This is a genomic window from Variovorax sp. OK605 (assembly GCF_900115445.1).
Lineage (GTDB): Bacteria > Pseudomonadota > Gammaproteobacteria > Burkholderiales > Burkholderiaceae_C > Variovorax.
Window position 1 is genome coordinate 146,022 of sequence record NZ_FOWL01000006.1, and the last position, 25,581, is coordinate 171,602.

25 protein-coding genes are annotated in these 25,581 nt (G+C 68.7%); 19 read left to right on the plus strand and 6 right to left on the minus strand.

Annotation, left to right across the window (positions count from 1 at the left end; genetic code table 11):
* The 8 genes from BM013_RS17280 (at nucleotide 1) to BM013_RS17315 (ending at nucleotide 14,147) form a co-directional block, all read left to right on the plus strand.
* Nucleotides 1-1,650 carry an FAD-dependent oxidoreductase gene (locus BM013_RS17280; RefSeq protein ID WP_093128866.1) on the plus strand — a complete coding sequence of 550 codons (1,650 nt, stop codon included), beginning with the start codon at nucleotides 1-3 and terminating at the stop codon, nucleotides 1,648-1,650.
* A complete protein-coding gene (locus tag BM013_RS17285) occupies nucleotides 1,647-2,777 on the plus strand; it encodes a saccharopine dehydrogenase family protein (RefSeq protein WP_093128867.1) in 1,131 nt (376 codons plus the stop codon). Before BM013_RS17280 ends, BM013_RS17285 begins: the two co-directional genes overlap by 4 nt.
* Complete coding sequence (locus BM013_RS17290; RefSeq protein ID WP_093128868.1) at nucleotides 2,758-3,264, plus strand: SRPBCC family protein; 507 nt, start codon at nucleotides 2,758-2,760, stop codon at nucleotides 3,262-3,264. The genes BM013_RS17285 and BM013_RS17290 overlap by 20 nt, the downstream gene beginning before the upstream one ends.
* Nucleotides 3,261-3,635, plus strand: coding sequence for a DoxX-like family protein (locus tag BM013_RS17295; RefSeq protein ID WP_093128869.1), 375 nt, complete (start codon nucleotides 3,261-3,263; stop codon nucleotides 3,633-3,635). The genes BM013_RS17290 and BM013_RS17295 overlap by 4 nt, the downstream gene beginning before the upstream one ends.
* Nucleotides 3,632-4,108, plus strand: coding sequence for a DUF2269 family protein (locus BM013_RS17300; protein ID WP_093128870.1), 477 nt, complete (start codon nucleotides 3,632-3,634; stop codon nucleotides 4,106-4,108). Before BM013_RS17295 ends, BM013_RS17300 begins: the two co-directional genes overlap by 4 nt.
* 135 nt (nucleotides 4,109-4,243) lie before the next feature.
* Nucleotides 4,244-10,273: an alpha-2-macroglobulin family protein gene (locus tag BM013_RS17305; protein WP_093128871.1), complete on the plus strand. Its 6,030-nt coding sequence runs from the start codon at nucleotides 4,244-4,246 to the stop codon at nucleotides 10,271-10,273.
* Between the two features lie 190 nt (nucleotides 10,274-10,463).
* Complete coding sequence (gene pbpC, locus BM013_RS17310) at nucleotides 10,464-12,725, plus strand: penicillin-binding protein 1C (protein WP_093128872.1); 2,262 nt, start codon at nucleotides 10,464-10,466, stop codon at nucleotides 12,723-12,725.
* A gap of 69 nt (nucleotides 12,726-12,794) precedes the next feature.
* Nucleotides 12,795-14,147 (plus strand): esterase-like activity of phytase family protein, encoded by a 1,353-nt coding sequence (locus BM013_RS17315; protein WP_093128873.1) that lies wholly within the window; start codon nucleotides 12,795-12,797, stop codon nucleotides 14,145-14,147.
* Nucleotides 14,148-14,198: 51 nt separating this feature from the next.
* Here BM013_RS17315 and BM013_RS17320 read toward each other — a convergent pair whose 3' ends face one another.
* The 6 genes from BM013_RS17320 to BM013_RS17345 all read right to left on the minus strand — a co-directional run bounded on the left by BM013_RS17320 (nucleotide 14,199) and on the right by BM013_RS17345 (nucleotide 16,826).
* On the minus strand, nucleotides 14,199-14,666 hold the full coding sequence (locus BM013_RS17320; RefSeq protein WP_256221537.1) for a Mor transcription activator family protein: 468 nt from the start codon (nucleotides 14,664-14,666) through the stop codon (nucleotides 14,199-14,201).
* Between the two features lie 20 nt (nucleotides 14,667-14,686).
* A complete protein-coding gene (locus BM013_RS17325) occupies nucleotides 14,687-15,307 on the minus strand; it encodes a DUF3164 family protein (protein ID WP_093128874.1) in 621 nt (206 codons plus the stop codon).
* Nucleotides 15,308-15,377: 70 nt separating this feature from the next.
* Nucleotides 15,378-15,785 carry a hypothetical protein gene (locus BM013_RS17330; protein ID WP_093128875.1) on the minus strand — a complete coding sequence of 136 codons (408 nt, stop codon included), beginning with the start codon at nucleotides 15,783-15,785 and terminating at the stop codon, nucleotides 15,378-15,380.
* A complete protein-coding gene (locus tag BM013_RS17335) occupies nucleotides 15,782-16,021 on the minus strand; it encodes a hypothetical protein (protein ID WP_093128876.1) in 240 nt (79 codons plus the stop codon). Before BM013_RS17335 ends, BM013_RS17330 begins: the two co-directional genes overlap by 4 nt.
* Nucleotides 16,018-16,419 (minus strand): hypothetical protein, encoded by a 402-nt coding sequence (locus tag BM013_RS17340; RefSeq protein WP_143098287.1) that lies wholly within the window; start codon nucleotides 16,417-16,419, stop codon nucleotides 16,018-16,020. Before BM013_RS17340 ends, BM013_RS17335 begins: the two co-directional genes overlap by 4 nt.
* A complete protein-coding gene (locus BM013_RS17345; protein ID WP_093128878.1) occupies nucleotides 16,419-16,826 on the minus strand; it encodes a helix-turn-helix domain-containing protein in 408 nt (135 codons plus the stop codon). The genes BM013_RS17340 and BM013_RS17345 overlap by 1 nt, the downstream gene beginning before the upstream one ends.
* 167 nt (nucleotides 16,827-16,993) lie before the next feature.
* On the opposite strand from BM013_RS17345, the gene BM013_RS17350 reads away from it, so the two are divergent.
* The 11 genes from BM013_RS17350 (at nucleotide 16,994) to BM013_RS17395 (ending at nucleotide 25,580) form a co-directional block, all read left to right on the plus strand.
* A complete protein-coding gene (locus BM013_RS17350) occupies nucleotides 16,994-17,716 on the plus strand; it encodes an XRE family transcriptional regulator (RefSeq protein ID WP_256219932.1) in 723 nt (240 codons plus the stop codon).
* Between the two features lie 113 nt (nucleotides 17,717-17,829).
* Nucleotides 17,830-18,411, plus strand: coding sequence for a lysozyme (locus tag BM013_RS17355; protein WP_093128880.1), 582 nt, complete (start codon nucleotides 17,830-17,832; stop codon nucleotides 18,409-18,411).
* On the plus strand, nucleotides 18,408-19,034 hold the full coding sequence (locus BM013_RS41795; protein ID WP_256221538.1) for a hypothetical protein: 627 nt from the start codon (nucleotides 18,408-18,410) through the stop codon (nucleotides 19,032-19,034). Before BM013_RS17355 ends, BM013_RS41795 begins: the two co-directional genes overlap by 4 nt.
* The gene (locus tag BM013_RS17360; RefSeq protein WP_256219934.1) at nucleotides 19,031-19,300 is read left to right on the plus strand and encodes a UPF0500 family protein; all 270 of its coding nucleotides are present in this window, start codon (nucleotides 19,031-19,033) and stop codon (nucleotides 19,298-19,300) included. Before BM013_RS41795 ends, BM013_RS17360 begins: the two co-directional genes overlap by 4 nt.
* A gap of 145 nt (nucleotides 19,301-19,445) precedes the next feature.
* Nucleotides 19,446-19,925 carry a hypothetical protein gene (locus BM013_RS17365; RefSeq protein ID WP_093128881.1) on the plus strand — a complete coding sequence of 160 codons (480 nt, stop codon included), beginning with the start codon at nucleotides 19,446-19,448 and terminating at the stop codon, nucleotides 19,923-19,925.
* 71 nt (nucleotides 19,926-19,996) lie between these two features.
* Complete coding sequence (locus BM013_RS17370) at nucleotides 19,997-20,926, plus strand: phage tail tube protein (protein WP_093128882.1); 930 nt, start codon at nucleotides 19,997-19,999, stop codon at nucleotides 20,924-20,926.
* Between the two features lie 34 nt (nucleotides 20,927-20,960).
* Complete coding sequence (locus tag BM013_RS17375; RefSeq protein ID WP_093128883.1) at nucleotides 20,961-21,311, plus strand: SAM domain-containing protein; 351 nt, start codon at nucleotides 20,961-20,963, stop codon at nucleotides 21,309-21,311.
* 17 nt (nucleotides 21,312-21,328) lie between these two features.
* The gene (locus BM013_RS17380) at nucleotides 21,329-21,679 is read left to right on the plus strand and encodes a DUF1799 domain-containing protein (protein ID WP_218152704.1); all 351 of its coding nucleotides are present in this window, start codon (nucleotides 21,329-21,331) and stop codon (nucleotides 21,677-21,679) included.
* A gap of 90 nt (nucleotides 21,680-21,769) precedes the next feature.
* On the plus strand, nucleotides 21,770-24,343 hold the full coding sequence (locus BM013_RS17385) for a phage tail tape measure protein (protein ID WP_177225492.1): 2,574 nt from the start codon (nucleotides 21,770-21,772) through the stop codon (nucleotides 24,341-24,343).
* A complete protein-coding gene (locus BM013_RS17390; protein WP_093128885.1) occupies nucleotides 24,340-24,966 on the plus strand; it encodes a hypothetical protein in 627 nt (208 codons plus the stop codon). Before BM013_RS17385 ends, BM013_RS17390 begins: the two co-directional genes overlap by 4 nt.
* Nucleotides 24,963-25,580 carry a hypothetical protein gene (locus tag BM013_RS17395; protein WP_093128886.1) on the plus strand — a complete coding sequence of 206 codons (618 nt, stop codon included), beginning with the start codon at nucleotides 24,963-24,965 and terminating at the stop codon, nucleotides 25,578-25,580. Before BM013_RS17390 ends, BM013_RS17395 begins: the two co-directional genes overlap by 4 nt.
* The last annotated feature ends 1 nt before the right edge of the window (nucleotide 25,581 follow it).

Consider the following 25,581-nt stretch of genomic DNA (forward strand, 5'->3'; position numbering starts at 1 on the left):
ATGCAACGGCGCGAATTCCTCGGCGTTGCGGCGGGTGCGGCAGGCGCGCTCGCGCTCGCCGGCTGCGAGTCGCCGCCACCTCCCATCGAAGGCGGCTTCACCGGCATCGACGTGGCGCGCGGCCACGCGATGCGCGACGGCGCGCTCAAGAACTCGCAGCCCGCCACGGTGAAGCGCACGCGCGTCGTCATCGCGGGCGGCGGCGTCGCGGGGCTGGGCGCCGCGCGGGCCTTGCGGCTCGCGGGCATCGACGACTTCACGCTGCTCGAACTCGAAGACGCCGCCGGCGGCAACGCGCGTGGCGGCAGCGTCAACGGCATTGCCTGCCCGCTCGGCGCGCACTACCTGCCCGTGCCCGGCGACGACGCCCGCGAGGTGCAGGACCTTCTCGAGGAACTCGGCCTGCGCCGCCGCGTGGCGGGCCGCTGGGAGTACGACGAAGTCACCCTCTGCCACAGCCCGCAGGAGCGCCTGTTCTTCCGCGGCGAATGGCAGGACGGCCTGCTGCCCGTGCACGGCGTGGGCGAGCCCACGCTCGCGCAGTACCGCAAGTTCGCGCAGCGCATCGACGCCCTGCAGCACGCCGCGCACTTCGCCATTCCCACGCTCAAGGTCGCCGTCACGCCCGAGCTGCTGGCGCTCGACGCCCTCACCTTCGCCGGCTGGCTCGACAGCGAAGGCTTCAGCGACGCGCAGCTGCGCTGGTACCTCGACTACTGCTGCCGCGACGACTACGGCGCCGGCATCGCGCAGGTGTCGGCCTGGGCCGGCATCCACTACTTCGCGAGCCGCCACGGCTTCCATGCGCCCGGTGACCCGACCGGCAGCGTGAACGACGCGAGCCCCGAGCGCGACGGCATCCTCACCTGGCCCGAGGGCAACGGCTGGCTCACGAAGCAGCTGGCCAGGCCGCTCGGCGAGCGCCTGCGCACCGGCCAGGTCGTCACGCGCATCGCCGAGGTGCGCGGCGGCGTCGAGGTCGACGCGTGGGACGCGGCCACGAAGTCGCTGGTGCGCTGGCAGGCCGAGCGCTGCATCGTCGCGCTGCCGGTGTTCATCGCCGCGCGCGTGGTCGAGAACCCGCCCGAGGTGCTGAAGACCGCCGCCGCGCACGTGCGCTACGCGCCCTGGCTCGTGGCCAACGTGCACCTGCGCGGCCCGCTGGCCGACCGGGCCGGCGCCGCGCCGAGCTGGGACAACGTGATCTACGGCACGCGCGGCCTCGGCTACGTCGATGCGCGCCACCAGTCGCTCGACCCCACGCCGCGCGGCACCGTGCTCAGCTGGTACCGCCCGCTGGGCCCGAGCGGCTACGACACGGCAGACGGGCGCAAGCTGCTGCTCGAGCGCCCCTGGACCGGCTGGCGCGACGAGCTGCTGGCCGAGCTGTCGGTGCCGCACCCCGACCTGCCCTCGCTGGCCACGCGCATCGACATCACGCGCTACGGGCACGCGATGTCCATTCCCCGGCCGGGCCTGCTCGCGCAGATCGGTCCGCAGCGCACCGCGCCCGACGGCGCGCACCGCGGCAGCGTCGTCGCGGGGCGGCTGTCGTTCGCGCACGCGGACTGGTCGGGCTACTCGATCTTCGAGGAGGCGTTCACGCGCGGCCACGTCGCGGGCACCGGGGTGGCAGGGGTGGCGGCGTGAAGACGCTGGTGCTCGGGGGCTACGGCAACTTCGGCGCGCGCATCTGCCGCGCGCTGGCCGCGGACCCCGCCATCGAGTTGCTGGTGGCCGGACGCGACGCGCAGCGCGCCACGGCATTCGCCGCGTCGATCGGCGGCAACGCGCGTGGCGTGCGCATCGACGCGCAGGCGCCCGGCTTCGCCGGCAGCTTGCGCGAACTGGGCGCGGAACTCGTGATCCACACGGCGGGCCCGTTCCAGAGCCAGGACTACCGCGTGCCGCAAGCCGTTGCAGAAGCCGGCGCGCACTACATCGACCTGGCGGACGGCCGGCGCTTCGTGTGCGACTTTCCGTCGGCGCTCGAGGCGGCCTTTCACGCCGCGGGCCGCACGGCGGTGAGCGGCGCGAGCACCGTGCCCGCGCTGTCGTCCGCGGTGGTCGACCATCTCGCGGCCGGCTGGCAAGGCATTCGCAGCATCGACATCTGCATCGCGCCGGCGCAAGGCGCACCGCGCGGCGAGGCCACGCTGGCCGGCGTGCTCGCCTATTGCGGCGAGCCGATCCGCGTCTGGCAAGGCGGCCGATGGACCGAGATGCCCGGCTGGGCCGGCCCGGTGAAGGTCGCGTTCGCGCGCATGAAGCAGCGCCGTGGCGCGCTGTGCGACATCCCCGACCTCGAGCTTTTTCCGTCGCGCTACGCCGGCGTGCAATCGGTCATGTTCCGCGCCGCGCTCGAAGTCGGGCTGGCGCAACGCGCCTTCGCCGTCATGGCGTTCATGCGCCGCATCGGCCTGCTGCCCGCGCCGCAGAAGCTGGCGCCGCTGCTGCATTCGGCCGGCCGCGTGTTCGACGCGCTCGGCACCGCGCTCGGCGGCATGGTGGTGCGCGTCGAAGGCACGGACGCGCAAGGCAAGGCCTCACGGCGCGCCTGGCACATTGCCGCCGACGACAACCACGGCCCCGAGATCCCGTGCATGGCCGCCATCCTGCTGGCGCGCCGGCTCGCGCGTGGCGATGCGCTGCCCGCCGGCGCGCACGCCTGCGCCGGCCTGCTCGCGCTGCCCGCATTCGAACCCGAGTTCGCCCGCTGGGGCATGGTGACCGACGTGGTCGAAGAGAACCCGCGCAATGGCACACCGTCGCTTTGAGTTCGACATGCCGGCACCGTCCGGCGTGGTGTTCGACACCTTCCACTATCACCTCTGGCGCGCACGCTGGGACTCGCTGGTCGGCCAGGCACGCGTGGTGGGCGGCGCGCCCTGCCCCTTCGTCGGCGCGGAAACCGAGAACACCGGCGGCGGCCTGCTGCGCGGCCTGTCGATGCGCACGCGCTTCGTCACGTTCGACCGGCCGCACGTGGCGGCCGCGACGATGGTCGGCCGCTCGTTTCCCTTCAGCCGCTGGGCTGCGTCCATGCGGCACCGCGACACCGCGCCGGGGCATTCGGTGCTCATCTATGTCTACACCATCGAGTCGGGGCCGCGCGCCTTGCGCTGGCTGATGGAGCCGGTGGTCGCATGGGTCTTCGCGCGGCAGACGCAGCGCCGGTTCGCGCGCATGCGGGCGTTCCTTGCCGCGAACGCGCACGAGGTCGCCGAGTGGCAACGCGCGCAGCAAGCGGGCAGCGCGGCATGACGGGCCCCGGCGATGACCGCCTGCTGCGCTGGAGCCTGGTCGCCGTCTGGCTGTTCACCGGCATCGCCAGCCTCATCGAACTGAACGGCCAGAGCCGCGAGGTGCTGGCCGCGGCCGGCATCGCATCGCCGCCCTGGCTGGTGCAGTGGCTGATCGCCGGCGGTGCCGCGGCGGACCTCGCCATCGGCCTCGCGCTGTGGTGCCGGCCCGGCCGCGCCAGCTACGCCTGCGCCCTCGCGCTGATGGCCGTCATGACCCTCGTGGCGACCGTGCTGCAACCGGGCCTGTGGCTGCACCCGCTCGGCCCGCTGCTCAAGAACCTTCCCATTGCCGCCCTGCTCTGGCATCTCCATCGACGCGCCGCGCCATGAACACCTACCTCGTCCTCAAGTGGCTGCACATCGTCTCCAGCGTGCTCATGGTCGGCACCGGGCTGGGCTCGGCGTTCTACATGTTCTTCACCAACCGCAGCGGCAGCGTGCCCGCGCAGGCCGTGGTCAGCCGGCTGGTGGTGCGGGCCGACTGGTGGTTCACCACGCCCACCGTCATCCTGCAGCCGGCCACCGGCTTCGCGCTGGCGCACATGGCGGGCTGGCCGATGTCCACGCCCTGGCTCGCCGTGTCGCTCGCGCTGTTCGTGTTCGCGGGCATCTGCTGGCTGCCGGTGGTGTGGCTGCAGATCCGCATGGCGGCCCTTGCGGCGCAGGCGCACCGCGAGGCCACGCCGCTGCCGCCGCTCTATGCGCGCTACCAGCGCTGTTGGGAGCTGCTCGGCTACCCGGCATTCGTCGCCATGGTCGTGGTGTTCTATCTGATGGTGAACAAGCCGCAGCTGGCGTTCTGACGTTCCGATTCACGGCGCGGCCCTGCCGGCAGCGGGCCTTGTGCAGTTTTCACGAAGACTTCACACACAGCGCCAGCGCTTCACAGACAGTCCGCACACTCGCGGACGCCAACAAAAACACAGTGGGGAGCATCCATGCTTCAAGTCGCCAATCGAAAACTCGCGTCGCTCAGCGACGTGCTCTTCACCGGACTGGGCCGCGTGCTCGGCTTCCTGCGTCCGGTGGCCCGCGGGCTCATCGGTTCCTGGCGACCCCCGGGGTGGCTGCGCATCGCAGGTGCGTTCGTGCTGCTCGGCTTGCAGTGGCTGCAGCAGCGCCTGGCCTGGCTGGTGTTGCTCCTGCTGCTCGTGCTGGCCGGCTGGATGGCCAGCCCCTCCGTGTTGAAGTGGTGGCACGGCCTCACGCCTGACCGCGTGGAGCCCGTCGTCGCCACCGCGAAGATCGAGCCGCCGCAGCGCACGCAGATCGAATTCGACCGGGGGCCCAACCCCTTCGTCATGACCTTCTCGGCTTCGGTGGCGCCCATTGCGCGCATCGGCCAGGAAGCGACCGGCGTCACCATCGAGCCCACCATCGCCGGCCGCTGGACCTGGACCCAACAGAACCGCCTCGAATTCCTGCCCGCGCAGGACTGGCCCATCGGCCAGCCGTACAAGGTGCAGCTCGCCAGCGGCGCGCTCGCGCCGCACATCGAGATGGCACAGCGCAAGTACGAATTCACCTCGCCCGAGTTCACCGCGCAGATCGCCGCGGCCGAGTTCTACCAGGACCCGGTGCAGCCCAACGTGCGCCGCGCGCTGTTCCAGCTGCGCTTCTCGCACCCCGTGAACACCGCCGAGCTCGAGAAGCGCCTGGTGCTCACCTACGACCAGGCCTGCAGCAGTTCGTTCTTCGGCGTGGGCAAGTGCGCGAGCGAGAAGTTCACGGTCAGCTACGACAAGCTGCGCCTCAACGCCACCCTGCAGTCGGAGCCGCTGTCCATCCCCGAGAAGACGCGCCCCGTGGTGCTGAGCCTCACGGCCGGCGCGCTCGCGCAGAAGGGCGGCCCGGCCCTGCGCAACGACCAGTCGCGCGCGGTCGACATCCCCGGCCTCTTCAGCCTGAGCATCGCCAGCATCGACCCCACCATCGTCACCGGTGAAAACGGCGAGCCCGAGCACGTGATGCACGTCACCGCCTCGATGCCCGTGCACGAGCGCGAAATGGCGCGCGTGGTGCAGGCCTGGCTGCTGCCCGCCACGGAAGAAGCCAGGGGCAACAAGGACGACAGCGACGAAAAGTTCGACTGGTCGGCCGACCCGGCGAAGGTGACCGACGCGGTGCTGCGCCGCGCGAAGAAGCTCAACCTGCAGCCCATCGCCAGCGAGCGCGAGGTGAGCGACATGGTCAGCTTCCGCATGCCGCAAGCCGAAGGTGGGCGCTACCTGCTGGTGCGCGTGGCCAAGGGCCTGAAGACGCCCGGCGGCTACCAGCTCGGCGCCGCGCGCCAGGACGTGCGCCTGCTCAAGACCTTCGCGCCCGAGCTCACCATCATGAGCCAGGGCTCGCTGCTCGCCTTGTCGGGCGAACGCAAGCTGCCGATTCTCGTGCGCGACCTGCCCGGCATCCGCCTGGAAATCGGCCGCCTGCTGCCGCAGCAGCTGCAGCACCTGGTGACGCAGACCAGCGGCGACTTTTCGCATCCGCAGTTCTACGGCGGCCTCACCTCGGACAACCTGGTCGACCGCTTCCAGAAGGAGATCCCGCTCAGCATTCCCGCCGGCAAGGCGCACTACGAGACCGTCGACTTCGCCGAGTACCTGCGCAGCGACGTGGCCGACCGCCGCGGCGTGTTCCTGCTCAAGGTGCAGGGCTACGACCCGCAGGCCAAGAAGAAACCGGAAGGCAATGCCGAAGAAGGCCAGTCCGAAGACGAGCAGCAGCAGGCGCAGTCGTCCGACGAAGAGGGCAATGCGGACGGCAACGGCGAAGGCGGCGACCCCGCGCAGCAGATCGACCAGCGCCTGGTGCTCGTCACCGACCTGGGCATCGTCGCCAAGAAATCGCTCGACGGCACGCGCGACGTGTTCGTGCAGAGCATCGCCACCGGCCAGCCCGTGGCCGGCGCGCTGGTGGAGGTGTGGGGCCGCAACGGCATGATCGTCGCGTCGCAAGCCACCGACGCAACCGGCGCCGCCAAGCTGCCCAACCTGGCCGGCTACCAGCGCGAGAAGACGCCGGTGGTGCTGGTCGTGCGCAAGGACGGCGACCTGAGCTTCCTGCCCTTCAACCGCAACGACCGCACGCTGGACATCTCGCGCTTCGACGTCGGCGGCCTGCGCGCGGCCGGCGTGCCCAACCAGATGACGGGCTACGTGTTCAGCGACCGCGGCATCTACCGCCCCGGCGACACCATGCACATCGCGATGCTGGTGAAGGCCGGCAACTGGGCCACCTCGCTGCGCGACCTGCCGCTCGAAGCCGAGATCATCGACGCGCGCGGCCTCAGCGTGCGCCGCGAGAAGCTCAAGCTCGGCCCCGGCGGCGCGGCGGAAATCGCCCACACCACGCAGGACACCTCGCCCACCGGCAACTACACCGTCAACCTCTACCTGCCGCGCGAATCCTCGCCCGGCGCGCCCGAGGTCGAGGGCCTGCTGATCGGCAGCACCACGGTGAAGGTGCAGGAGTTCCTGCCCGACCGCACCAAGGTCACGGCCAAGCTCAGCAGCGAAGCCGCCGAAGGCTGGGTCAGGCCGAAAGACCTGAAGGCGCTCGTCGACGTGCAGAACCTGTTCGGCACGCCCGCGCCCGACCGCAAGGTGGAAGGCACGCTCACGCTGAGCCCCGGCTTCCCGGTGTTCCGCGCGTTCACCGACTACGCCTTCTTCGACCCGCAGCGCGCCTCCGACAAGCAGGTCGACGACCTGGGCAGCGTGCAGACCAGCGCCGAGGGCAAGGCCGAGTTCGACCTGCGCCTGTCGCGCTTCGACGCGGCCACCTACCAGGTGCACGTGCTGGCCAAGGCCTTCGAGCCCGAGGGCGGGCGCAGCGTGTCGGCCGAGGCGCAGACGCTGGTGAGCGACATGCCCTACCTCGTGGGCGTGAAGGTCGACGGCGACACCAGCTACGTGAGCAAGGGCGCCGCGCGCAACGCCACCGTGATCGCCATCGACCCGCAGGCCAAGAAGACGGCCGTGGCCGAGCTGAAGCTCGAGCGCGTGGAGCGCAAGGTGCTGTCGGTGCTCATCAAGCAGGACAACGGCCTGTACCGCTACGAGTCGCGCCGCAAGGAAGTGGTGCTCGACGAGAAGCCCTTCGCCATTGCCGCCGCCGGCAACAACGTGGCGCTGGACACCGGCGCGCCCGGCAACTTCGCGTACGTGGTGCGCAACGCGCAAGGGGTGGAGCTCGGCCGCGTGGAATACAGCGTGGCGGGCAACGCCAACGTGTCGCGCTCGCTCGACCGCAACGCCGAGCTGCAGCTCACGCTCGACCGCAAGGACTACGAGCCGGGCCAGGAGATCGCGGTGAGCATCCGCGCGCCGTACGTGGGCGCGGGCCTCATCACCATCGAGCGCGACAAGGTCTACGCGCATGCGTGGTTCAAGACCGACAAGACCGCCTCGGTGCAGAAGATCACGCTGCCCAAGGGCTTCGAGGGCACGGGCTACATCAACGTGCACTTCGTGCGCGACCCGGCCTCCGACGAGGTCTACATGAGCCCGCTGTCGTACGGCATCGTGCCGTTCGCCACCGCGCTCACGCAACGCACCGCCAACCTGCAGCTCACGAGCACCGAGCTGGTGAAGCCGGGGCAAACGGTGAAGATGAAGCTCACCAGCGACAAGCCCACGCGCGCCGTGGTGTTCGCGGTGGACGAAGGCATCCTGCAGGTGGCGCGCTACAAGACGCCCGACCCGCTGAAGCACTTCTTCCAGAAGCGCGCGCTCGAAGTGGGCACGCTGCAGACGCTCGACCTGATCCTGCCGGAGTTCAAGAAGCTCATGCAGGGCGCCGCGCCCGGCGGCGACGGCGAAGGCGAGCTCGGCAAGCACCTGAACCCGTTCAAGCGCAAGCGCGACAAGCCGGTGGCCTACTGGTCGGGCCTGGTGGACGTGAACGGCAGCCGCGAGTTCAGCTACACCGTGCCCGAGAGCTTCAACGGCAGCCTGCGCGTGATGGCCGTGGCCGTGAACGACGAGACCACCGCCGCCAAGACCACGCGCACCGTGGTGCGCGGCGACATGGTGATCCTGCCGAACGCGCCGCTGGCCATGGCGCCCGGCGACACCGTGGAAGTGGGCGTGGGCCTGGCGAACAACATCGCGGGCTCGGGCAAGGACGCGCCCATTGCGCTCACGCTCACCGCCTCCGGTGGCCTCGAGGTGGTGGGCGACGCCACGCAGACGCTGAAGGTCAACGAGCGCGGCGAAGCCAGCACCAAATTCAACGTGCGCGCCAAGCCGGGCGAGCAGGCGGTGCTGGGTTCTTCCGCGCTGGTGTTCACATCGACGCACAAGACCTTCAGTGCGCGCCTGTCGACCGAGGTGAGCGTGCGGCCGGCGTCGCCCTTCGTCACGCTGGTGCAGGCGGGCAGCTTCCAGCGCGCGGGGGAGCTGAGCAGCAAGGCCGACCTGTACCCGAACTTCCGCCAGAGCGATGTGGCCGTGTCGGCCGCGCCGTGGGCCTTTGCCACCGGCCTCATGCAGTACCTGGAGGCCTACCCGCACGGCTGCACCGAGCAGATCACGAGCCAGACCTTCCCGGCCGTGCTGCTCGCGGGCCGCCCCGAGCTGGTGAAGGAAATGGCGCGCGGCCGCACGGCCGAGCAGGGCCCGCTGCCGGAGGCGCGCAAGACCTTCGAGCGCTACCTGGTGCAACTGCGCGCGCGGCAGACGGCCGACGGCGGCTTCTCGCTGTGGCCCGGCGCCGGCACCGACGCCTTCGCCACGCTGTACGCCGTGCACCTGCTGGTCGAGGCGAAGGACCACAAGCTGCCCGTGCCGCAAGACCTGCTGCAGCAGGCCAATGCCTACCTGCAGGGCTGGCTCGGCAGCGGCGACAGCTCGCTCGACGGCTGGCGCCAGCGCACGCAGGCGGCCTACCTGCTGACACGCCAGGGCATCATCGCGCCGGCCGCGCTGGCCAACCTGCGCGAAGCCTGGCGCACGAAGAAGGCGCAGGGTTGGAACGACGACCTGGGCGCCGTGTACCTGGCCGCGAGCTACCAGCTCGTGAAGCAGGAGCAGGTGGCCAACGAGCTGCTCGACCCGGTGTGGAGCGACCTGCTCGCGCGCACCGAGAAGAAGCAGCGCCGCAACGTGTGGGGCGCCTACTACGACCCGCTGGTGCACGACAGCATGACGCTGCACCTGGTGGGCCGCCACTTCCCCGCGCGCCTGAAGACGCTGAAGCCCGCGGTGTGGGAAGGCATGGCCGGGATGGTGCGCGACGGCTGGTACAACAGCCTGTCGTCGGCCTCGATGCTGCTGGCGGTCGACTCGTACTTCGAGGCCGTGGGGCAGAACGCCGAAGGCAAGCTCACGGCGAGCGCCGTCAACGCGCAAGGCCAGGCCGCCGCGCTCGCGCTGGGTGCGGTGAACCCCATCACCCGCGCCGCCGTGCCGGCCGGCACGGCCAAGCTGAAGCTGTCGAACGACAGCGACTTCAACCTCTACTACAGCTGGGCCGAACAGGGCTTCGAACGCAACGTGCCCGCCACGCCGGTGAACCAGGGCATGGAGATCTCCCACGAGGTGCTCGACGCCAAGGGCAACCCGGTCACCAAGGTGAAGCTCGGCGACGAGGTCACGGTGCGGGTGCGCGTGCGCAGCCTGGAGCGCGCGCAGATCAACGACGTGGCGCTGGTCGACGTGCTGCCCGGCGGGCTGGAGCCGGTGTTGAACGCGGTGGGCGACGACGACGATGCCAATGCCGATGCGCCGATCTGGAAGAAGCGCCTGGGCGGCGGCGGTTCGTGGAAGGTGCAGTACGCCGACATCCGCGAAGACCGCGTCGTGTTCTACGGCGGCGTGGGCAAGGACCTGCTCGAGGTGACCTACAAGGCGCGCGCCACCAACGTGGGCGACTACGTGGTGCCGGCGGCGTATGGCGAGGCGATGTACGACCGGCGCGTGTTCTCGCGCTCGGCCGGTGCGCGCTTCCAGGTGGTGGGCAATTGAAAAAGCAGGTGACCTTGCTTGTCCCCTCTCCCCTCTCCGCTCGGGGAGAGGGGCAGGGTGAGGGCTCGGCCTTCGTATGACCACCGTGCCTGATCCGTCGCCGCCGCCCTCACCCCAACCCTCTCCCGCAAGCGGGAGAGGGAGCAGCAGCCGGGGAAGGAAGGCGCTGATCACCCTCGCGGTCTTCGCCGTGCTGCTCGCCCTGCTGCGGCTCTGGCCGCACGCGCAACTCAGCGAAACCGTCGGCAGCTCGCGCGCCGTCTACGCGCAAGGCGGCGAGCTGCTGCGCCTCACGCTCGCGGGCGACGAGCAGTACCGCCTGTGGGTGCCGCTCGAACGCATCTCGCCCACGCTGGTCGACGCGGTGCTGCTGTACGAAGACCGCCGCTTCCACGCGCACCCCGGCGTGAACCCCGCCGCGCTGGCACGCAGCGCGTGGCGCATTGCCAGCGGCGAGCGCCGCCAGGGCGGCTCCACGCTCACCATGCAGCTGGCGCGCCGCGTGTACGGCATCGACAGCCGCACGCCCACCGGCAAGGTCGCGCAGATCTTCGCCGCGCTGTGGCTGGAGGCGCGCTTCAGCAAGCACGACATCCTCGAGGCCTACCTCAACACCGCGCCCTACGGCGGCAACATCGAAGGCGTGCAGGCCGCGAGCCTCATCTACTTCCGCAAGGACGCCGCCAAGCTCAGCCTGCCCGAGGCGCTGACGCTCGCGGTGATCCCGCAGAACCCCGTGAAGCGCATCGCCGAGCGCGGCCGCAATGCCGAGCTGCAATCGGCGCGCGAACGCCTGTGGGCGCTGTGGGCCGAGCGCGACCCGACCGCGAAGCAGCACGCGCCCGATGCGCAACTGGCGCTGTCGGCACAGTCGCGCGGCAGCCTGCCCTTTCTCGCACCGCACGCCACCGACATGCTGCTCGCGCAGGAACGCGGCGTGCAGGAGGTGCGCACCACGCTCGACCTGCGCATGCAGGCCACGCTCGAGCGCGTGATGGGCCAGTACCTGCGCACGCATGCCGACGTGGGCATGACCAACGCGAGCGCGCTGCTGCTCGACGCCTCGACCATGCAGGTGCGCGCGATGATCGGCTCGGCCGACTTCCGCAACGACGCCATCGCGGGCCAGGTCAACGGCGTGCTGGCCAAGCGCTCGCCGGGCTCCACGCTCAAGCCCTTCATCTACGCGCTCGCGCTCGACCAGGGGCTGCTGCACCCGAGAACGATGCTGAAGGACGCGCCCACCTCCTTCGGCCCCTACACGCCCGAGAACTTCGACCACCGCTTCGCCGGCCCCTTGTCGGCGCAGGAGGCGCTCATTCGCAGCCGCAACATTCCCGCCGTGGCCGTGGCGGCGAAGCTCTCGAAGCCCGGGCTCTACGACTTCATGCGCCTGGCGGGCGTGCAGAAGCTGCAGAGCGAATCGCATTACGGCCTGGCGCTGGTGCTGGGCGGCGGCGAGGTCACGCCCGAGGAGCTGGCAGGCATGTACGCCACGCTGGCCAATGGCGGCATCTCGCAGCCCATTCGCTACACGCAGCCCGCGCCCGACGAGCGCCCGGTGCAGCCGCTGCGCCTCTTGAGCGAAGAGGCCTCCTTCATCACGCTCGACATGCTGCGCCACACGCCGCGCCCCGACACCACGCTGCCCGCGCGCCCCGCCATCGCATGGAAGACGGGCACGTCATGGGGCTTTCGCGACGCGTGGACGGCCGGCGTGTTCGGCCGCCACGTGCTGGTGGTGTGGGTGGGCAATTTCGACGGCAGCAGCAACCCCGCGCTGGTGGGCGTCGATGCGGCCGCGCCGCTTTTCCTGCGCATGGTCGATGCGCTGCGCGCCGAGCGGCTCGACCCCGGCGAGGTGGTGTCGCGCCAGCCGCCCGACCTGCGCCAGGTCGAGGTGTGCGCGGCCACGGGCGGCCTGCCCGACGCGCTGTGCCCGGTGCGCGCCATGACGTGGTTCATCGCCGGCAAGTCGCCCATCCAGGTCAGCAACCTGCACCGCGCGGTGTGGGTCGACGAGACCACCGGCAAGGTGGTGTGCGGCCCGCAGCCCAACGCGCGCCAGCAGGTGGTGGAGCAATGGGGCAGCGACATGCGCCGCCTGTTCCGCCAGGCCGGCCTGCCGCGCGCGAGCGCGCCGTCCGACGGCTGCGAGAACGACGGCAACGCGCCCGAGGGCGCGCCGCTCATCACCTCGCCGCTGCGCGGTGTGCGCCACACGCTGCGCGTGAAGAAACCCGAGCCGCTGGTGCTGCGCGCCGAGGCCGCCGCCGGCACGCAAACCGTCTACTGGTTCGCCGACGACGCGCTCATCGGCCGCGCCGCGCCGGGCGAAGGCATCACGTGGATGCCCGACCTTGCGGAGTCGGGCCGGCGCTACGTGCTGCGCGCGGTCGACGACCAGGGGCGCGCCGAATCGCGCGAGGTCACGGTAGACATCGCACCCTGAACGGATGTCATGGCTGCGTCATGCCTGCCCGGCATGGTCACGCGTTTTCGACTTGGAACTTTCCCGCCCATGACGCGTCTCGCCTCCCTTTCTTTCATCGCCCTGGCCACCGCGCTCGCCTGCGGCAGCGTGACGGCGCAGACCGCCTTCCCCGCCACGCTCGCCGGCCACGCCGTGCTGCCCGCGCAGAGCTTCGTGGCCGCACCGAAGGACGCGCCGGCCGACCTGCAGGTCAGCGGCAAGTTCACCACGGCCAAGCGCGTGGAGGCGATCGGCTCGGTCGAGGGTCTTTCGGCCGGACGCGGCACGGGCGTGTCGGTGCCCTTCAAGGGCCAGCCGCTGCAGGGCCACTCGGGCATCAAGAAGATGGACGACGGCTCGTTCTGGATCCTCACGGACAACGGCGCCGGCGCCAAGGCCAACTCGCCCGACTTCATGCTCTACCTGAACCACTACAAGGTGGACTTCAAGAGCGGCAAGTTCAACCGCCTGGAGACCGTGTTCCTGCACGACCCCGACAAGAAGGTGCCGTTTCGCATCGTCCACGAAGGCACAAAGCAGCGCTACCTGACGGGCTCCGACTTCGACCCCGAGAGCTTCCAGTTCGCCGGCGGCGCGCTGTGGATCGGCGAGGAGTTCGGCCCCTTCCTGATCAAGGCCGACCTCAAGGGCAAGGTGCTCGCGGTGTTCGACACGCTGGTCGACGGCAAGGCCGTGCGCTCGCCCGACCACCCTGCCGTGACCACGCCGGGCGCGCCCGGCGGCGCGGTCGACTTCCAGATCAAGCGCTCCAAGGGCTTCGAGGGCATGGCCTCTTCGAAGGACGGCAGCAAGCTCTACGCGCTGCTCGAAGGCCCGGTGTGGAACGCGGAAGCCAAGGACTACGAGCGCGTGGAAGGCAAGGAAGCGCTGCGCGTGCTGGAGTTCGACGTGGCCACCGAGAAGTGGACCGGGCGTCATTGGAAGTACGTGCTGGAAGCCAACGGCAACGCCATCGGCGACTTCAACATGATCGACGGCACCACGGGCCTGATCATCGAACGCGACAACGGCGAAGGCACCAGCGACAAGGCCTGCCCCGAAGGCCAGAAGCGCACCGACTGCTTCCACGACATCGCCAGGTTCAAGCGCGTCTACAAGGTCGAGCTGAGCGACGCGAACGTGGGTGGTGCGGCGCGCAAGATCGGCTACATCGACCTGCTGAACATCGCCGACCCCGACAAGCTCGCGCGCAAGCCGCTGAACGACGGCGTGCTGAAGTTCCCGTTCTTCACCATCGAGAACGTCGACGTGGTGGACGCCACGCACATCGTGGTCGGCAACGACAACAACCTGCCCTTCTCGAGCAGCCGCGAGCCGAACAAGGCGGACGACAACGAGCTGGTGCTGCTGGAAGCCGGCGCGCTGCTGCAGGCGAAGTAAAGAGCCAGGCACGGCGGCCGGGCCTGCGAGCCCGGCCGCCGTTTTCGCTTTCTAGTACGTGATGTCCGCGACGATGCGGGCCACCTGCCGTTCGACCAGGCGGTGCTCCGCGGCAAGCGCGCGCACCGACTTGCCGGTGCTGAAGTCCGTGCGGATGCGCTCGTTGCGGATGGCATCGAACGCGCGCTGCGCCTTGGGCAGCACGAAGCGCAGCCCGGTGCCGTCGATGGCGTACTCCGCGCTCAGCGCGCGCAGCTTGTCGAAGCCGATCAGCCCCGCAATCGGGTGCTCCGGCGTCGGGTGGGCCGGAATGTAGATGCGCAGGCCGCCATAGCGCTCGATCAGGCGCAGGGTGGCGGGCAGCCCGATCAGCCGCACGAACTCGCGCAGCCGGGGCGGCAGCAGTTCGCTTGCCAGTTCGCTTGCCAGTGCGGTGACCGCCTGCCGCAGGCCGGTGCCTCCTTGCCGGTACGGCGGCGGCAGCCCCGGCGCGATCCTGTTCGGTGGAAAGGGTGTCATGGCGATGAATTCCGGTGGGCTCATGCGGCGGCCACGTCCAGGTTGATGGGCGTGTACTCGCCCGTGGCGTCGTCGCGCTCGTAGAAGCGGATGTAGGGCTTGGTGCTCGCGATCTTCATGCTGTCGCCGATCGCCTTCATGGCCTGCTGCCACTTCTCGTCGGCGATGTCGTGGCGGCGCAGGCCGAGCACGCGCGCGGTGCTGATCTTTCCCTGCTGGTCGACCTGGAACGCGTCGTTCACCAGCACCTTGATGTTGGCGTTGCTGCCCCTGCTCCAGCCCTGGATGCACTCGTCGATCAGCGCCTTGGCGGCCTGCAGGCGCTCGTCGAAGACCACGGTGTCCTGCATGCGGCGCTCGACCTTGTGCTTGCCGTCGAAGCTCAGCAGCGTGACGTTGCCCTTCTTGCCGCCCTTCTTCACGTCGTAGGCGGCCAGGCTGCGCTCGATGAACTCGTGCACCGCATTCATGGCCGACAGCTTGAACCCGATCAGCGCCGCGCTCTGCCGGCGCGCCTGCTCGCAGAGTTCGCTGACCACGGCGTGGCGGTCCTTGTCGATCGGCTTGATCTTCGACACCGGGATCAGTGCGTCGTTGGCGTCTTTCCAGTAACCCGGGTGGTGTGCGATGGCTTCTTGCATGGAATGTCCTCTCAGGAGTTGACGTTGTCGTTGGCGTTGTTGTGGTCCGAAGGTGCTGGCGCGGCGCCGCTCATCGCGATGTGCCCCAGTAGCCGGAGCGCTGGCCCAGCAGCAGGCTCGGAATGCGGGCGAAGTCCATCGCGCCGGGCCGCACGACCGTGGCGGCTTCGGGCGCGTAGACGCTGCTGTCGAGCCGCAGCACGCGGCGCGCCGCCGCGATGCGGCCGGCCAGCGGTGCCGGGCCCTGCTTCCAGCACGCACGGCCGCCGACCGCCACGCTGTGCACGTGGCCGCCGTCCTCCAGCCGGGCCAGCTGCTGCCGCAGGGCCGTGCTGCCGGGCTCGGGCCGGTAGCCCGCGACGCGCTGGGCCAGCATGCGTTCGAGTTCCTTGGCCGAGGCCGCCTCGTGCGTTTCGAGGTGCGAGGCCACGGCGCGGCGGACCTCGCCGGCCAGTGCGTGATCGGGGGTCGTGCTCATGCGCCGGCCTCCTCGTGGGCCGCGGGCGCGCCGAAGGTGTCGAGCACACGGCGCGCGATGCGGTCGGTGCGGGCCTTGCCCGCGCCGTACTTGCCACTGGCGTTGAGCACCTGGCTCACCGCGGCGGGGCTCAGGCGCAGCTGCGCGGCGACCTCGGAACGCAGGCGCTGCGCACAGGCCGCCTGCAGCAAGGCGAACCAGGGCTCGCTCATGTAGGCGGGGGGCACGCCGGTCATCGGGCTTCTCCTCGCGGCGCCGGCGGCGTGGCGCCGATGTCGCGCAGCAGCGCATAGCGCTTCATGCCGTCGACGCGGCGCGCATCGACGCGCACCGCCTGCGGGCATTGCCGCGACCAGGACAGCAGCAGTGCGCCGGCCTGGCGGCGGCCCAGCGCCATGCCGTTTTCATCGCCGGCGTGCGTATCGGCCAGCAACGCGGCGGCCTCGTCGGCCGTCAGCGCGCGGCGAATGCGCAGCAGGTTCCACAGGCGGGTGGCGAACGGATCCGCGTTGCACACCACCGCGTCGGGCGCGGCCGTGGGAACGGGCGGCTCGCCCTGTGCCGCTTCGGCGCGGCGCTCCGACAGCGCCATCAGCGCCTTGGCGACGAACCATTCGGACATCGTGTTTTCCATCAGGCACCTCCCGCCGGGCGCGCTTGGCCCCTGGATTCGACAAAGCCTTTTTTCACCGTACATTCCTCCTCGCTTGTGGCACTGCTCAGTTCACTGGCACGCCCGGTGACGGCTGCAACCGCCATCGGGCACTCTTCGACACTTTTCTTTTCCACCGGCCCGCGACGCGCCAGGCCGTTCGGATTGCGCGTCAGCGCGATGCCCCTGTTGCGCGGCCGCTGGTAGCGGCCCGGCCAGATGGCTTCGGGGGCAAGCCCCAATGCACGCGCCACGATGTGCTCCGCCGCAACCCACGGTCGGTGCAGAACCTCGTTGATATGCGCGTATCCGTGTTGTTTTGCCAACTTGGACAGGTTGGTTCCCCTCATTTCCAGTGCTGCTTTAACCTGGGCGGGGTGCCAATCCATCGAAATATCTCGTTTCGTGTCGATGGAATTGATTATGCACACAAATCAGGTTTTCACAATCAAGAAGAACATGAAAACGAATATTTACTTTGCCTTCGACACGATGTGGGTTGTAAAAAGACCTCGTGGTGTCTAGGATGTGCGCGTTCGCACAAATCAAAGTTATCGTGACGCCGCAAATCAACACCCCACCCGACGATGACCATGTGAAGACCCGCGTCGGCGAACTGGCGCTCGCGCAAGGCGCGCGGCTGCGCGACCTGCGCAAGCAGAAGGGGCTCACCATCGACGACCTCGCGCAGCGCAGCGGGCTTCACTTCAATACGGTGGGCCGCATCGAGCGGGGCGTCAGCGACGCCAGCCTCGAGCAGCTCTATGTGATGTCGCTGGCGCTCGGCGTCGATCCGTCGGAGCTCAACCCCTTCCAGCCGGCCCAGCCGCCGAACCAGCTGTCGAGCGGGCTGGACGACGAGGTCTTCGTGCTGGTCGAGCTGCTCGACGTGCGCGTGAGCGCGGGCAACGGCGCCGTCAACACCTCGCAGGAACACATGGGCCGCTTCGCGTTCAGCCGTTCATGGATGGCGCGCAAGGGCGTGAAGCCGGCGCACGCGCGCATCGTTCATGCGCGCGGCGACTCGATGGCCGACAAGATCAACAACGGCGACATCCTGCTGGTCGACACCGCCACCAAGTCGCTCGACCAGGACGGCGTGTACGTCATCCAGCTCGACGGCCACGACTACGTGAAGGTGCTGCAGCGCGACTTCTCCACCGGCGGGCTGCAGATCATCAGCTACAACCCCGCGTACAAGCCGCAGGTGCTGAGCGCCGAGCAGGCCGCGGAGCTTCACATCAGCGGCCGCGTCGTCTGGCACGGCGGCGAGATCTGACGCGGCGCAACAAGCGCAACAAGCACCGCAACCCAGGGAGCCGCGCTTCCTGAACAAGGGGCCGGCTCATGTCGGCCTCAGTCGTTCGACCCCTTCGCCCGACCATTCGGGACATGGGCAACGACATCTCTCGAACCTCCTTCTTCCAGCGGCCGCGGCGCAGCGCGCGTGAGCGCGGCGAAGCGCCCCGGCAGCTGCTGGCCGTGCTCGCGCTCAGCGCGGCGGGGCTGATCGGCATCGTCGCGCGCGAGGGCTACAGCGACAAGGCCTACCCCGATCCCGTGCACGGCACGGCGGTGCCGACCATCGGCTTCGGCACCACCGGCGGCGTGCGCATGGGCGACACCACCACGCCCGTGCCCGCGCTGCAGCGCGCGTGGCGCGACGTGCAGACCTACGAGAGCGCGCTCAAGCAATGCGTGAAGGTGCCGCTGCACCCGTACGAGTACGACGCGTACGTGAGCCTGGCCTACAACATCGGCGCCTTCAACTTCTGCACCGGCGGACAGAAAGGCCGCACGTCCACGCTCGTGCAGCGCCTGAACGCAGGCGACTACACGGGCGCCTGCGACGCCATCCTCGGCTGGAAGTACGTCGGCAAGACCGACTGCTCCGCGCCCGGCAACAAGACCTGCGCCGGCATCTGGAAAGACCGTCTCCAGCTGCACGCGCAGTGCACGGGGAATGCGCCATGACCCCGATGGGCAAGGCCGGGGCGGCCCTGGTCGTGGGCGTTGCGGTCGCGCTGCTGCTCGCCGCCGCCGCGTCCGCCATCCACGGTGCCGGCCGCATGCAGGAACGCGCGGCCTGGCAGCAGAAGGAAGCACGGCGCGCGGCGCAGATCGCCAGCGACATGCAAGCCGAGTACGAGCGCGGACGCGCCGCTTCCGGCCGATACCAGCTGGGCGCAAGCGCCCTGCAAGCCAGCTATCTCTCCCTCGAAGGACCGACCCATGAACTGCGCCGGCGCATCGCCCTCGTTCTTCCCCCTGCCGGCCGGGTGCGGCACGACAGTCCCGTGCCGCATGCCGCGCCTCAAGCCAAGCCGGACGCCGCCGAGCCGCACGACGCTGGCGGCGGCCCTCATCGCCTCAGCCTTGCTGCTGTGTGGATGTGGAACAGCGCCCTTGCGGGCGCCGACGTACCCGCAGGCGCCTGCGGACTTGCTGACACCTCCGGCGAGGCCTGTGCTGCTGATGCCGGCCTCACGGTCGAAGACGCCTGGACCAACCACGACATCAACGCGAAGTCATGCGCCGCGGACCGGCTTCGGCACCGCGCGCTGATCGAGTTCCTTACAGAAAGACCCACCCCATGAGCGAACCCCACGTACGCACGCAGGAGCTGTTGCTGCTCGGCCAGATTCACGGCCTGGTGCAGGCCCTGAAGGACGGGCAGGACCAGCAGAACCGCCGCATGGACAGCTTCGACACGCGCTTCGACGCACTCGACGGCCGGCTGCGTTCGGTCGAGCAGCGCGCCGCGATGTTCGGCGCCGCCTCGGGCGGCGCCATGGCCATCGGCACGGCCTTGCTCGCCGAGGCCATCAAGCAGTGGTTTCGCAGCGGGCCTGGCATCAACTGAAGCGCGGGGCCGGCAGATGTCGGCCTCAGCCATCCGGGCCTTCGCCGCGACAGTTCATTCACCAACCAACGAAGCGACAGATGCACTTCCAGAACCGCAAGCGCTCGACCTCCCGCACAACCCGCACAACCCACGGAGCCCTGGCATGAGCCGTCTCGACACCCTTCGCAGCGCCATCGTGCTGACGCTGAACACCGTGCCGCAGATCGGCCGCGTGCACGACCGCGAACGCTCGCTGGCCGACGAAGCCGCGCTGCGCGCGCTCTACCTCTACGACCTGCCGGCCGGCGGCCAGCAGCTGCGCGGCTGGTGGCTGCGGCGCACCGCCACCGAAGAGCGCAGTGTCGACACCGCCCGCGCGATGAGCGTCGACAGCTGGACCTTGCAGGGCCACCTCGCGTTCGACGACGCCGCCGCTTCCGAGCTGGTGCTCGACGCGCTCGTCGAAGACATCCGCGACGCCGTGCGCGGCGATCCCACCTTCGGCGGCGCATGCGCCACCGGCCCGCTCACCGACGACAAGCGCACCGACGGCGTGCAGGTCGACGGCACCGGCCTCGTCACCTTCTGCGGCGTGCACTGTCACGGCGTCGCGCTGCAGTTGCGGACCTGGCGCTACCTCTGACTGCCCATCGACGGGCAGCTCTTTTCCCTTCGACAACCCAAGCAACCAACCAACCAACGGAGAACGCCGACATGGCAAAACTCATGCGCAAGATGGCCATCCTGGCCAAGGCTGAAACGGTACGCGGTACCGACGCGGCGCCCACCGGCGCGGCCAATGCGATCCTGGTCAGCGAAGTCACGCTGACGCCCATCGAGGGCGACGTGGTCCAGCGCGACAACGTGCGTCCGTACTTCGGCTCGCGCGGCTCGGTGCTGGTCACGCAGTACAGCAAGATCGCCTTTTCGGTCGAGATCGCGGGCGTCGCCGCCGCCGGCGACGTGCCGGCATATGCCACGCTGATGCGCGGCTGCGCGATCAGCGTGATCTCCGCGCCCGGCGTCAGCACCACCTTCGCGCCCGCCACCGACGCGCTCGAGTCGCTCACCATCTACGGCAACGTCGACGGCACCGTCTACAAGATGACCGACGCGCACGGCAACGTGAAGGCCACCATCAATGCCAAGGGCATCCCGAAGTGGCAGTTCGAGTTCACCGGCCTGTTCGTGCCCGCCGAAGACGCGCCGCTGCCCGTGGCCGACTACACCAGGTTCATGGACCCGCTGGGCGTGAACAAGGCCAACACCACGCTCGCGCTCGACGGCCTCGGCGTGGCCGCCAACGCCTTCAGCTTCGACGCCGGCAACACCGTGATCAAGCGCGACCTGATGACCGTGGACGCGGTCGACATCACCGCGCGCGTCTCGACCGGTTCCGTCACCTTCGAGAACACCTCGATCGCAACCAAGGACTGGATCGGCATGGCGCGCGCGAGCCAGCGCGTGAACCTGATGCTCAAGCACGGCCAGGGCGCGACCAATGTCGTGGAGTTCGTGTCGCCGCATGCGCAGATCGGCAAGCCGACCTTCAGCGACGTCGACGGCGTGCAGATGATCACCGTGCCGCTCGAGTTCGTGCCCACCGGCGGTGGCAACGACGAGTGGCTGATCGTCGTTCGCTGAGCTTCGCGGCACGCAACCAGAGGAACACACAGAGATGCCCCAGAAACTCAAGATCGCCATCAAGCCGACCTTCGTCGCACCGGTCGTGATGCGCGTGCCCGGCGACGGCCAGATCGAGGAAGTGCGCTTCAGCGCCGTCTTCAAGCGCCTGACCAAGTCCGACAACGACACCCTGCAGTCGCGCCTGGAGGGGCGCAACCTCACCGACAGGGAACTGCTCGACATGGTGCTGGCCGACTGGAAGGAGCTGGAGGGCGACGACGGCGCGCCGTTCATCTGCACCACCGAGAACCGCGCGGCGGCGGTGGAGGAGTGGCCGTCTTTCGAGGCCGCCATTGCCTACAGCTACTTCGAGCATGCCTACCCGGCCGCGGTAAAAAACTGAGAGGCGCCGCGCGCCTTGTGCTCGGAGCAGGGCATCGCGTCCACGACGAGCTGGACGACGATCTCCGCAGCCAGTGCGCGTCGCTCGGTCTCGACCCGACCCGGCTCGTCTCTTCGACGGCCAACGGCGGCGGCCCGCCACCCTTCGAGCTATGGCCCGAACACCAGGAAGCATTCGAGGTGTTCCATGCCTGCCGAACGCAGTGGCGGGTCGTCGCGGGGGCGGCAGGCGCGTGGTTCCAGGGGCTGGACTTCGGCGCCGTCGACGTCGCCATGAAGCGCCTGGGCATCGCGCGCTCACGCCAGCGCGAGGTGTTCCTGCAGCTGCAGGTGATGGAAGACGAAGGCATCGCGGTGCTGAACGTCTAGCGGCATCGCGAGGCCTCAGGCCATCGAAGAAGCATGGGGCCGGCAGATGTCGGCCTTATTTTTTTCTTAGCTCAAACGGACCATACAGACATGGCTGCAACACAACAAATGGCGATTCAGATGACGATGAACGCGTCGTCGGTGAATGCGGACCTCTCTCGGGTCGTCAACGAATTCGGGAAGTTCATCGACGAAATTTCAAGCGGCGCGAGCCGGGCCGAAGAGGCCAAGACGAAAGCTGCAACTGCAGCCAAGGCGGCCCAGGAGAAGGCCGCGAACGCCATCAAGGAAGTTTCCTCCTCTGTCGACAGCCTGTACGCCAGCATCCAGAGCGGAAAGTCGCCGCTCAGCGCTTTGGCGGAAGACGGTTCGAAGTTGGTGTCTTCGCTCGGCGGCGTCGGAGCGACGTTGAGTGGCGTCGCCGGTTACGTCAAGAACATCGCGACGCCGTTCAACCTGGCGACCCGCGCCGTGACCTTGCTGACCGAGGCGTATGTCGAAGGCAGCAAGGAAGCCGTGGCCTACGCCAAGGCGAAGACGATGACCGGCAACTACGTTGGCCTCACGACCGACCAGCTCCAGACCAAAGCCGTGGAGATCGCCGGCACGCAAGGCACGCAGGCCAAGGCCGCCGAGGCCATCACAGCGGTGGTCAGCACCGGCAGGATCGGGGGCAGTGTCGTGAGTGAGGTGGCTGGTGCGACGGCTGAAATGAACCGTGTGCTGGGCACCTCGATCAACGAAGCAGTCGAGAACTTCGTCAAGCTTTCCGACGAGCCGTCCAAAGCTTCGGTCAAGCTCAACGAAAGCTATCACTACCTGAGCGCAAGTACCTACGAGCGCATCGTCTCCCTGGAGAAACAAGGAAAGACAGAGGAGGCGGCGGCGCTCGCGCAGAAGACTTTCGCCATCGCGATGAAAGAGCGCACCGCCGAGGTCGTCGCCAATCTTGGCAGTCTTCAACGTGGTTGGCTGAGCGTCACGGGGTTCGCGCAGAAGGCCTGGGACGCCATGCTCAATGTCGGGCGTCCGGTCACGCTTCAGAAACAGATCGAAGCGGCCCGCAAGGAGATTGCCGATATCGACGTCATTCAACAAGGCGGGGGTTTTGTCAGCAACGGAGGCGGTGCGGCTTTCGGGCGAGGCAAAGCCGGCGCGAAGCTGGATCAGGATCGAGATATCGCCGTCGCCAGGTTGGCGACTCTCGAGGAGAGTCGAAGGATCGCGTCGTCGGGCGCATTGAACAAGGCGGACGAAGTTCGCCGGCGAGATGCAGGTCTCGCCAAGAGCGTCAAGGCCAACGAAGAGAAGGGGGATGCAAAGCGCAAAGTTGGAGCAGGCGCTTCTGGCGTCGGTCGCGCCGAAGACGAAGGTCTTCGGCTGAGCATCGAAGCTGTCCGCGAAGACTACAACGCCAAGGCGCGAGTCACCGCCGAAGGTTTCAAGAACATCGACAGCCTGCGCAAGCGCGACCTGCTCGACGACTATGCGGTCGTCCGCCAGAAGCGAGACCTGCGCCTGAAGGATCTGAAGGACCAGGACGATGCCATCCAGGCGGAACTGCGTTTGCTGGGCTCCAAGAAGGGCTCGGCCGCCGACAGGCAGAAGCTGGAGGTTCGCTCGAGAACCGTCGAGCAGCAACGCGGATTCGTCAATGACGAGACCGAACGCGCCTACGCGGAGATGGATGCGACGCCTCGGAACGCGGTGCTCAAGACTTCGCAGCAAGCCACCGACAGGATCCGCGAGCAGACGCGCGCGCTGGAGGAACAGAACGCCGTGTTTGGTTTGTCCAAGGACGAAATCCAGAAGCTGAACATCGCGCAGCTCGAGCGACAGGTCATCGAACTGGATGCAACCGAGAGTGTCGATCCTGCCTATATCCAGTCTTTGCGTGATCGTTTGAAGGCCGAGCAGGACTTGCGACAAGTCACTCAGAAATCCGAGGGCCTGAAGACCGCTGAAGAGAAGCAGAAGAAAGAAAAAGACACGAACAAGGAAGCGTCGAAGAAGATGTCTGACGACATCGGCGGCGTGTTCCGCGATGGGTTCGTGAATCTGTTGGAGGGCGGTGGTCAGAGTGCGATCGACAAGATGGGTGAATCCCTCAAGAAGAAGCTCACCGCGTCGGTTGCCGACGCGCTCTACGAAGCGACGTTGAAGCCGGGCGTCGAGGGGTTCTCCAACTGGCTCTCCGGTGCGATCAAGGGAGTCTTCCCGAGCGGCGGTAGCAGCAGCGGCGGTGCAACCGGTTCCGGCTCCAGCGGAAGCTGGATCGGCAGCGCCGTGAGCGCCGTGCTCGGCTTCTTCGGCGTCAAGAGTGCCAACGGCAACGTCTTCGCCTCCCCCGGTCTGCATGCCTACGCCAACAGCGTGGTCGGAAAGCCCACGTTCTTCCCGTTCGCCAACGGCATCGGCCTCATGGGCGAAGCAGGCCCCGAAGCCATCATGCCCTTGCGCCGCGGCTCCGACGGCCGCCTGGGGGTCAGTGCGCCAGGCGGTGCGAACAGCGTGCCGACCATCCAGTTCGCGCCCTCCAACGTCTTCCACATCGACGCCCGTTCCGATCGCGGCGCGGTGATGGCCGACATGCAACGCCTGCTCGCGGAAAACAACCGCGGGCAGATGGAACAACTCAAGCGCGTGAAGGTGCTCCCCCAATGACTATCGTGACACTTCCGTCCGACCTGCCGGTCAAGCGGCAGGACTTCGGCCTCCAGGTCTTCGACCTGACTTTCAGCAACAGCGAATCGGGTTCGATGCAGGTGGCCGTGCTCGGCCCCGCGCGCCGCACCTGCGCGCTCGTGAGCGAGGAGCGCATTCCGCTGATGCGGGACGCCGCCGCCTGGCGCGCCCTGGTGCATTCGATGCGCGGCCAGGTCAACGTGCTGGCCGTCCACGACATGCTGCAGCCCGTGCCGCGAGGCACGGCACGCGGCGCGTGGACCGCGACGCCGGCCGCGGCCGGCGCCTCCGGGCTGACGATCCGCCTGGGCGCCTCCGAAGCGGGCAAGACCCTGCTGCAGGGCGACTGGATCGGCGTCAACCAGGGCTCGAACCATCGCCAGATGCTGCACGTCCAGTCCGATGCCGTGGCCGATGCGGCCGGCCTGATCACGGTGCAGTTCGAGCCCGTGCTGCGCACGCCGGTGGTGGCGGGCAGCACGGTCGTCTGGGACCGCCCGACCTGCCTGATGCGGCGGGTCGACACCAAGACCACCTGGGCCTCGGAGTCGCGCACGCAAGGCGGCTTCAGCCTGGACCTGATGGAGTCGTGGGAACAATGACCATCCAGACCAGCTCCGGCTTTCAAGCAGCCGCGCGCTCCCAGACCTACGGCCAGCTGGCCCTCGTCGAGCTCAAGCTCCAGAGCGGCACCGCGCGCTTCACGAACTGGCCGCTGACGCTCCAGCTGATGGGCCAGACGTGGCAAGGCGTGGGCAATCTCGGCTCCATCGGCGAGCTTCACGAAAGCGAAGACGGCGCCGCGGAGAAGCTGACGCTCACGCTGTCGCCCGTCGACATCGGCACGCGCGCGCTTGCACTGGGCGACCCGAGCGACTACCAGGACCGCGGCGTGCGCGTGTGGATCGCGCTGCTCGACGCCGCCACGCTGCAGGTCAGCGGCGAACCGGTGTTGCGCTTCGCGGGCGTGATGGACCAGATGAAGGTCGAGCGCGACGGCCCCACCGCGAAGATTTCGATGGAGTGCCGCACCGCCTCCTACGACGTGCGCTCCAACCCCGCGTCTCTTCGAACCAACGATGCCCAGCACCAGGTCAAGCACCCTGGCGAGCGCGGCTTCGAATACCTGAATTCCATGATCGGGTCGCCCACCGTGTGGGTCAACAAGTACCTGCAGATGGCACTGAACTACTGGGCCCGGGCACGAGGCAAATGAC

Coding starts and splice junctions, on each gene's coding strand:
- BM013_RS17280 (WP_093128866.1), top strand. CDS start 1: ATGCAACGGCGCGAATTCCTCGGCGTTGCGGCGGGTGCGGCAGGCGCG.
- BM013_RS17290 (WP_093128868.1), top strand. CDS start 2,758: ATGGCACACCGTCGCTTTGAGTTCGACATGCCGGCACCGTCCGGCGTG.
- BM013_RS17295 (WP_093128869.1), top strand. CDS start 3,261: ATGACGGGCCCCGGCGATGACCGCCTGCTGCGCTGGAGCCTGGTCGCC.
- BM013_RS17300 (WP_093128870.1), top strand. CDS start 3,632: ATGAACACCTACCTCGTCCTCAAGTGGCTGCACATCGTCTCCAGCGTG.
- BM013_RS17305 (WP_093128871.1), top strand. CDS start 4,244: ATGCTTCAAGTCGCCAATCGAAAACTCGCGTCGCTCAGCGACGTGCTC.
- BM013_RS17315 (WP_093128873.1), top strand. CDS start 12,795: ATGACGCGTCTCGCCTCCCTTTCTTTCATCGCCCTGGCCACCGCGCTC.
- BM013_RS17320 (WP_256221537.1), bottom strand. CDS start 14,666: ATGACACCCTTTCCACCGAACAGGATCGCGCCGGGGCTGCCGCCGCCG.
- BM013_RS17325 (WP_093128874.1), bottom strand. CDS start 15,307: ATGCAAGAAGCCATCGCACACCACCCGGGTTACTGGAAAGACGCCAAC.
- BM013_RS17330 (WP_093128875.1), bottom strand. CDS start 15,785: ATGAGCACGACCCCCGATCACGCACTGGCCGGCGAGGTCCGCCGCGCC.
- BM013_RS17335 (WP_093128876.1), bottom strand. CDS start 16,021: ATGACCGGCGTGCCCCCCGCCTACATGAGCGAGCCCTGGTTCGCCTTG.
- BM013_RS17340 (WP_143098287.1), bottom strand. CDS start 16,419: ATGGAAAACACGATGTCCGAATGGTTCGTCGCCAAGGCGCTGATGGCG.
- BM013_RS17345 (WP_093128878.1), bottom strand. CDS start 16,826: ATGGATTGGCACCCCGCCCAGGTTAAAGCAGCACTGGAAATGAGGGGA.
- BM013_RS17355 (WP_093128880.1), top strand. CDS start 17,830: ATGGGCAACGACATCTCTCGAACCTCCTTCTTCCAGCGGCCGCGGCGC.
- BM013_RS41795 (WP_256221538.1), top strand. CDS start 18,408: ATGACCCCGATGGGCAAGGCCGGGGCGGCCCTGGTCGTGGGCGTTGCG.
- BM013_RS17360 (WP_256219934.1), top strand. CDS start 19,031: ATGAGCGAACCCCACGTACGCACGCAGGAGCTGTTGCTGCTCGGCCAG.
- BM013_RS17365 (WP_093128881.1), top strand. CDS start 19,446: ATGAGCCGTCTCGACACCCTTCGCAGCGCCATCGTGCTGACGCTGAAC.
- BM013_RS17370 (WP_093128882.1), top strand. CDS start 19,997: ATGGCAAAACTCATGCGCAAGATGGCCATCCTGGCCAAGGCTGAAACG.
- BM013_RS17375 (WP_093128883.1), top strand. CDS start 20,961: ATGCCCCAGAAACTCAAGATCGCCATCAAGCCGACCTTCGTCGCACCG.
- BM013_RS17385 (WP_177225492.1), top strand. CDS start 21,770: ATGGCTGCAACACAACAAATGGCGATTCAGATGACGATGAACGCGTCG.
- BM013_RS17390 (WP_093128885.1), top strand. CDS start 24,340: ATGACTATCGTGACACTTCCGTCCGACCTGCCGGTCAAGCGGCAGGAC.
- BM013_RS17395 (WP_093128886.1), top strand. CDS start 24,963: ATGACCATCCAGACCAGCTCCGGCTTTCAAGCAGCCGCGCGCTCCCAG.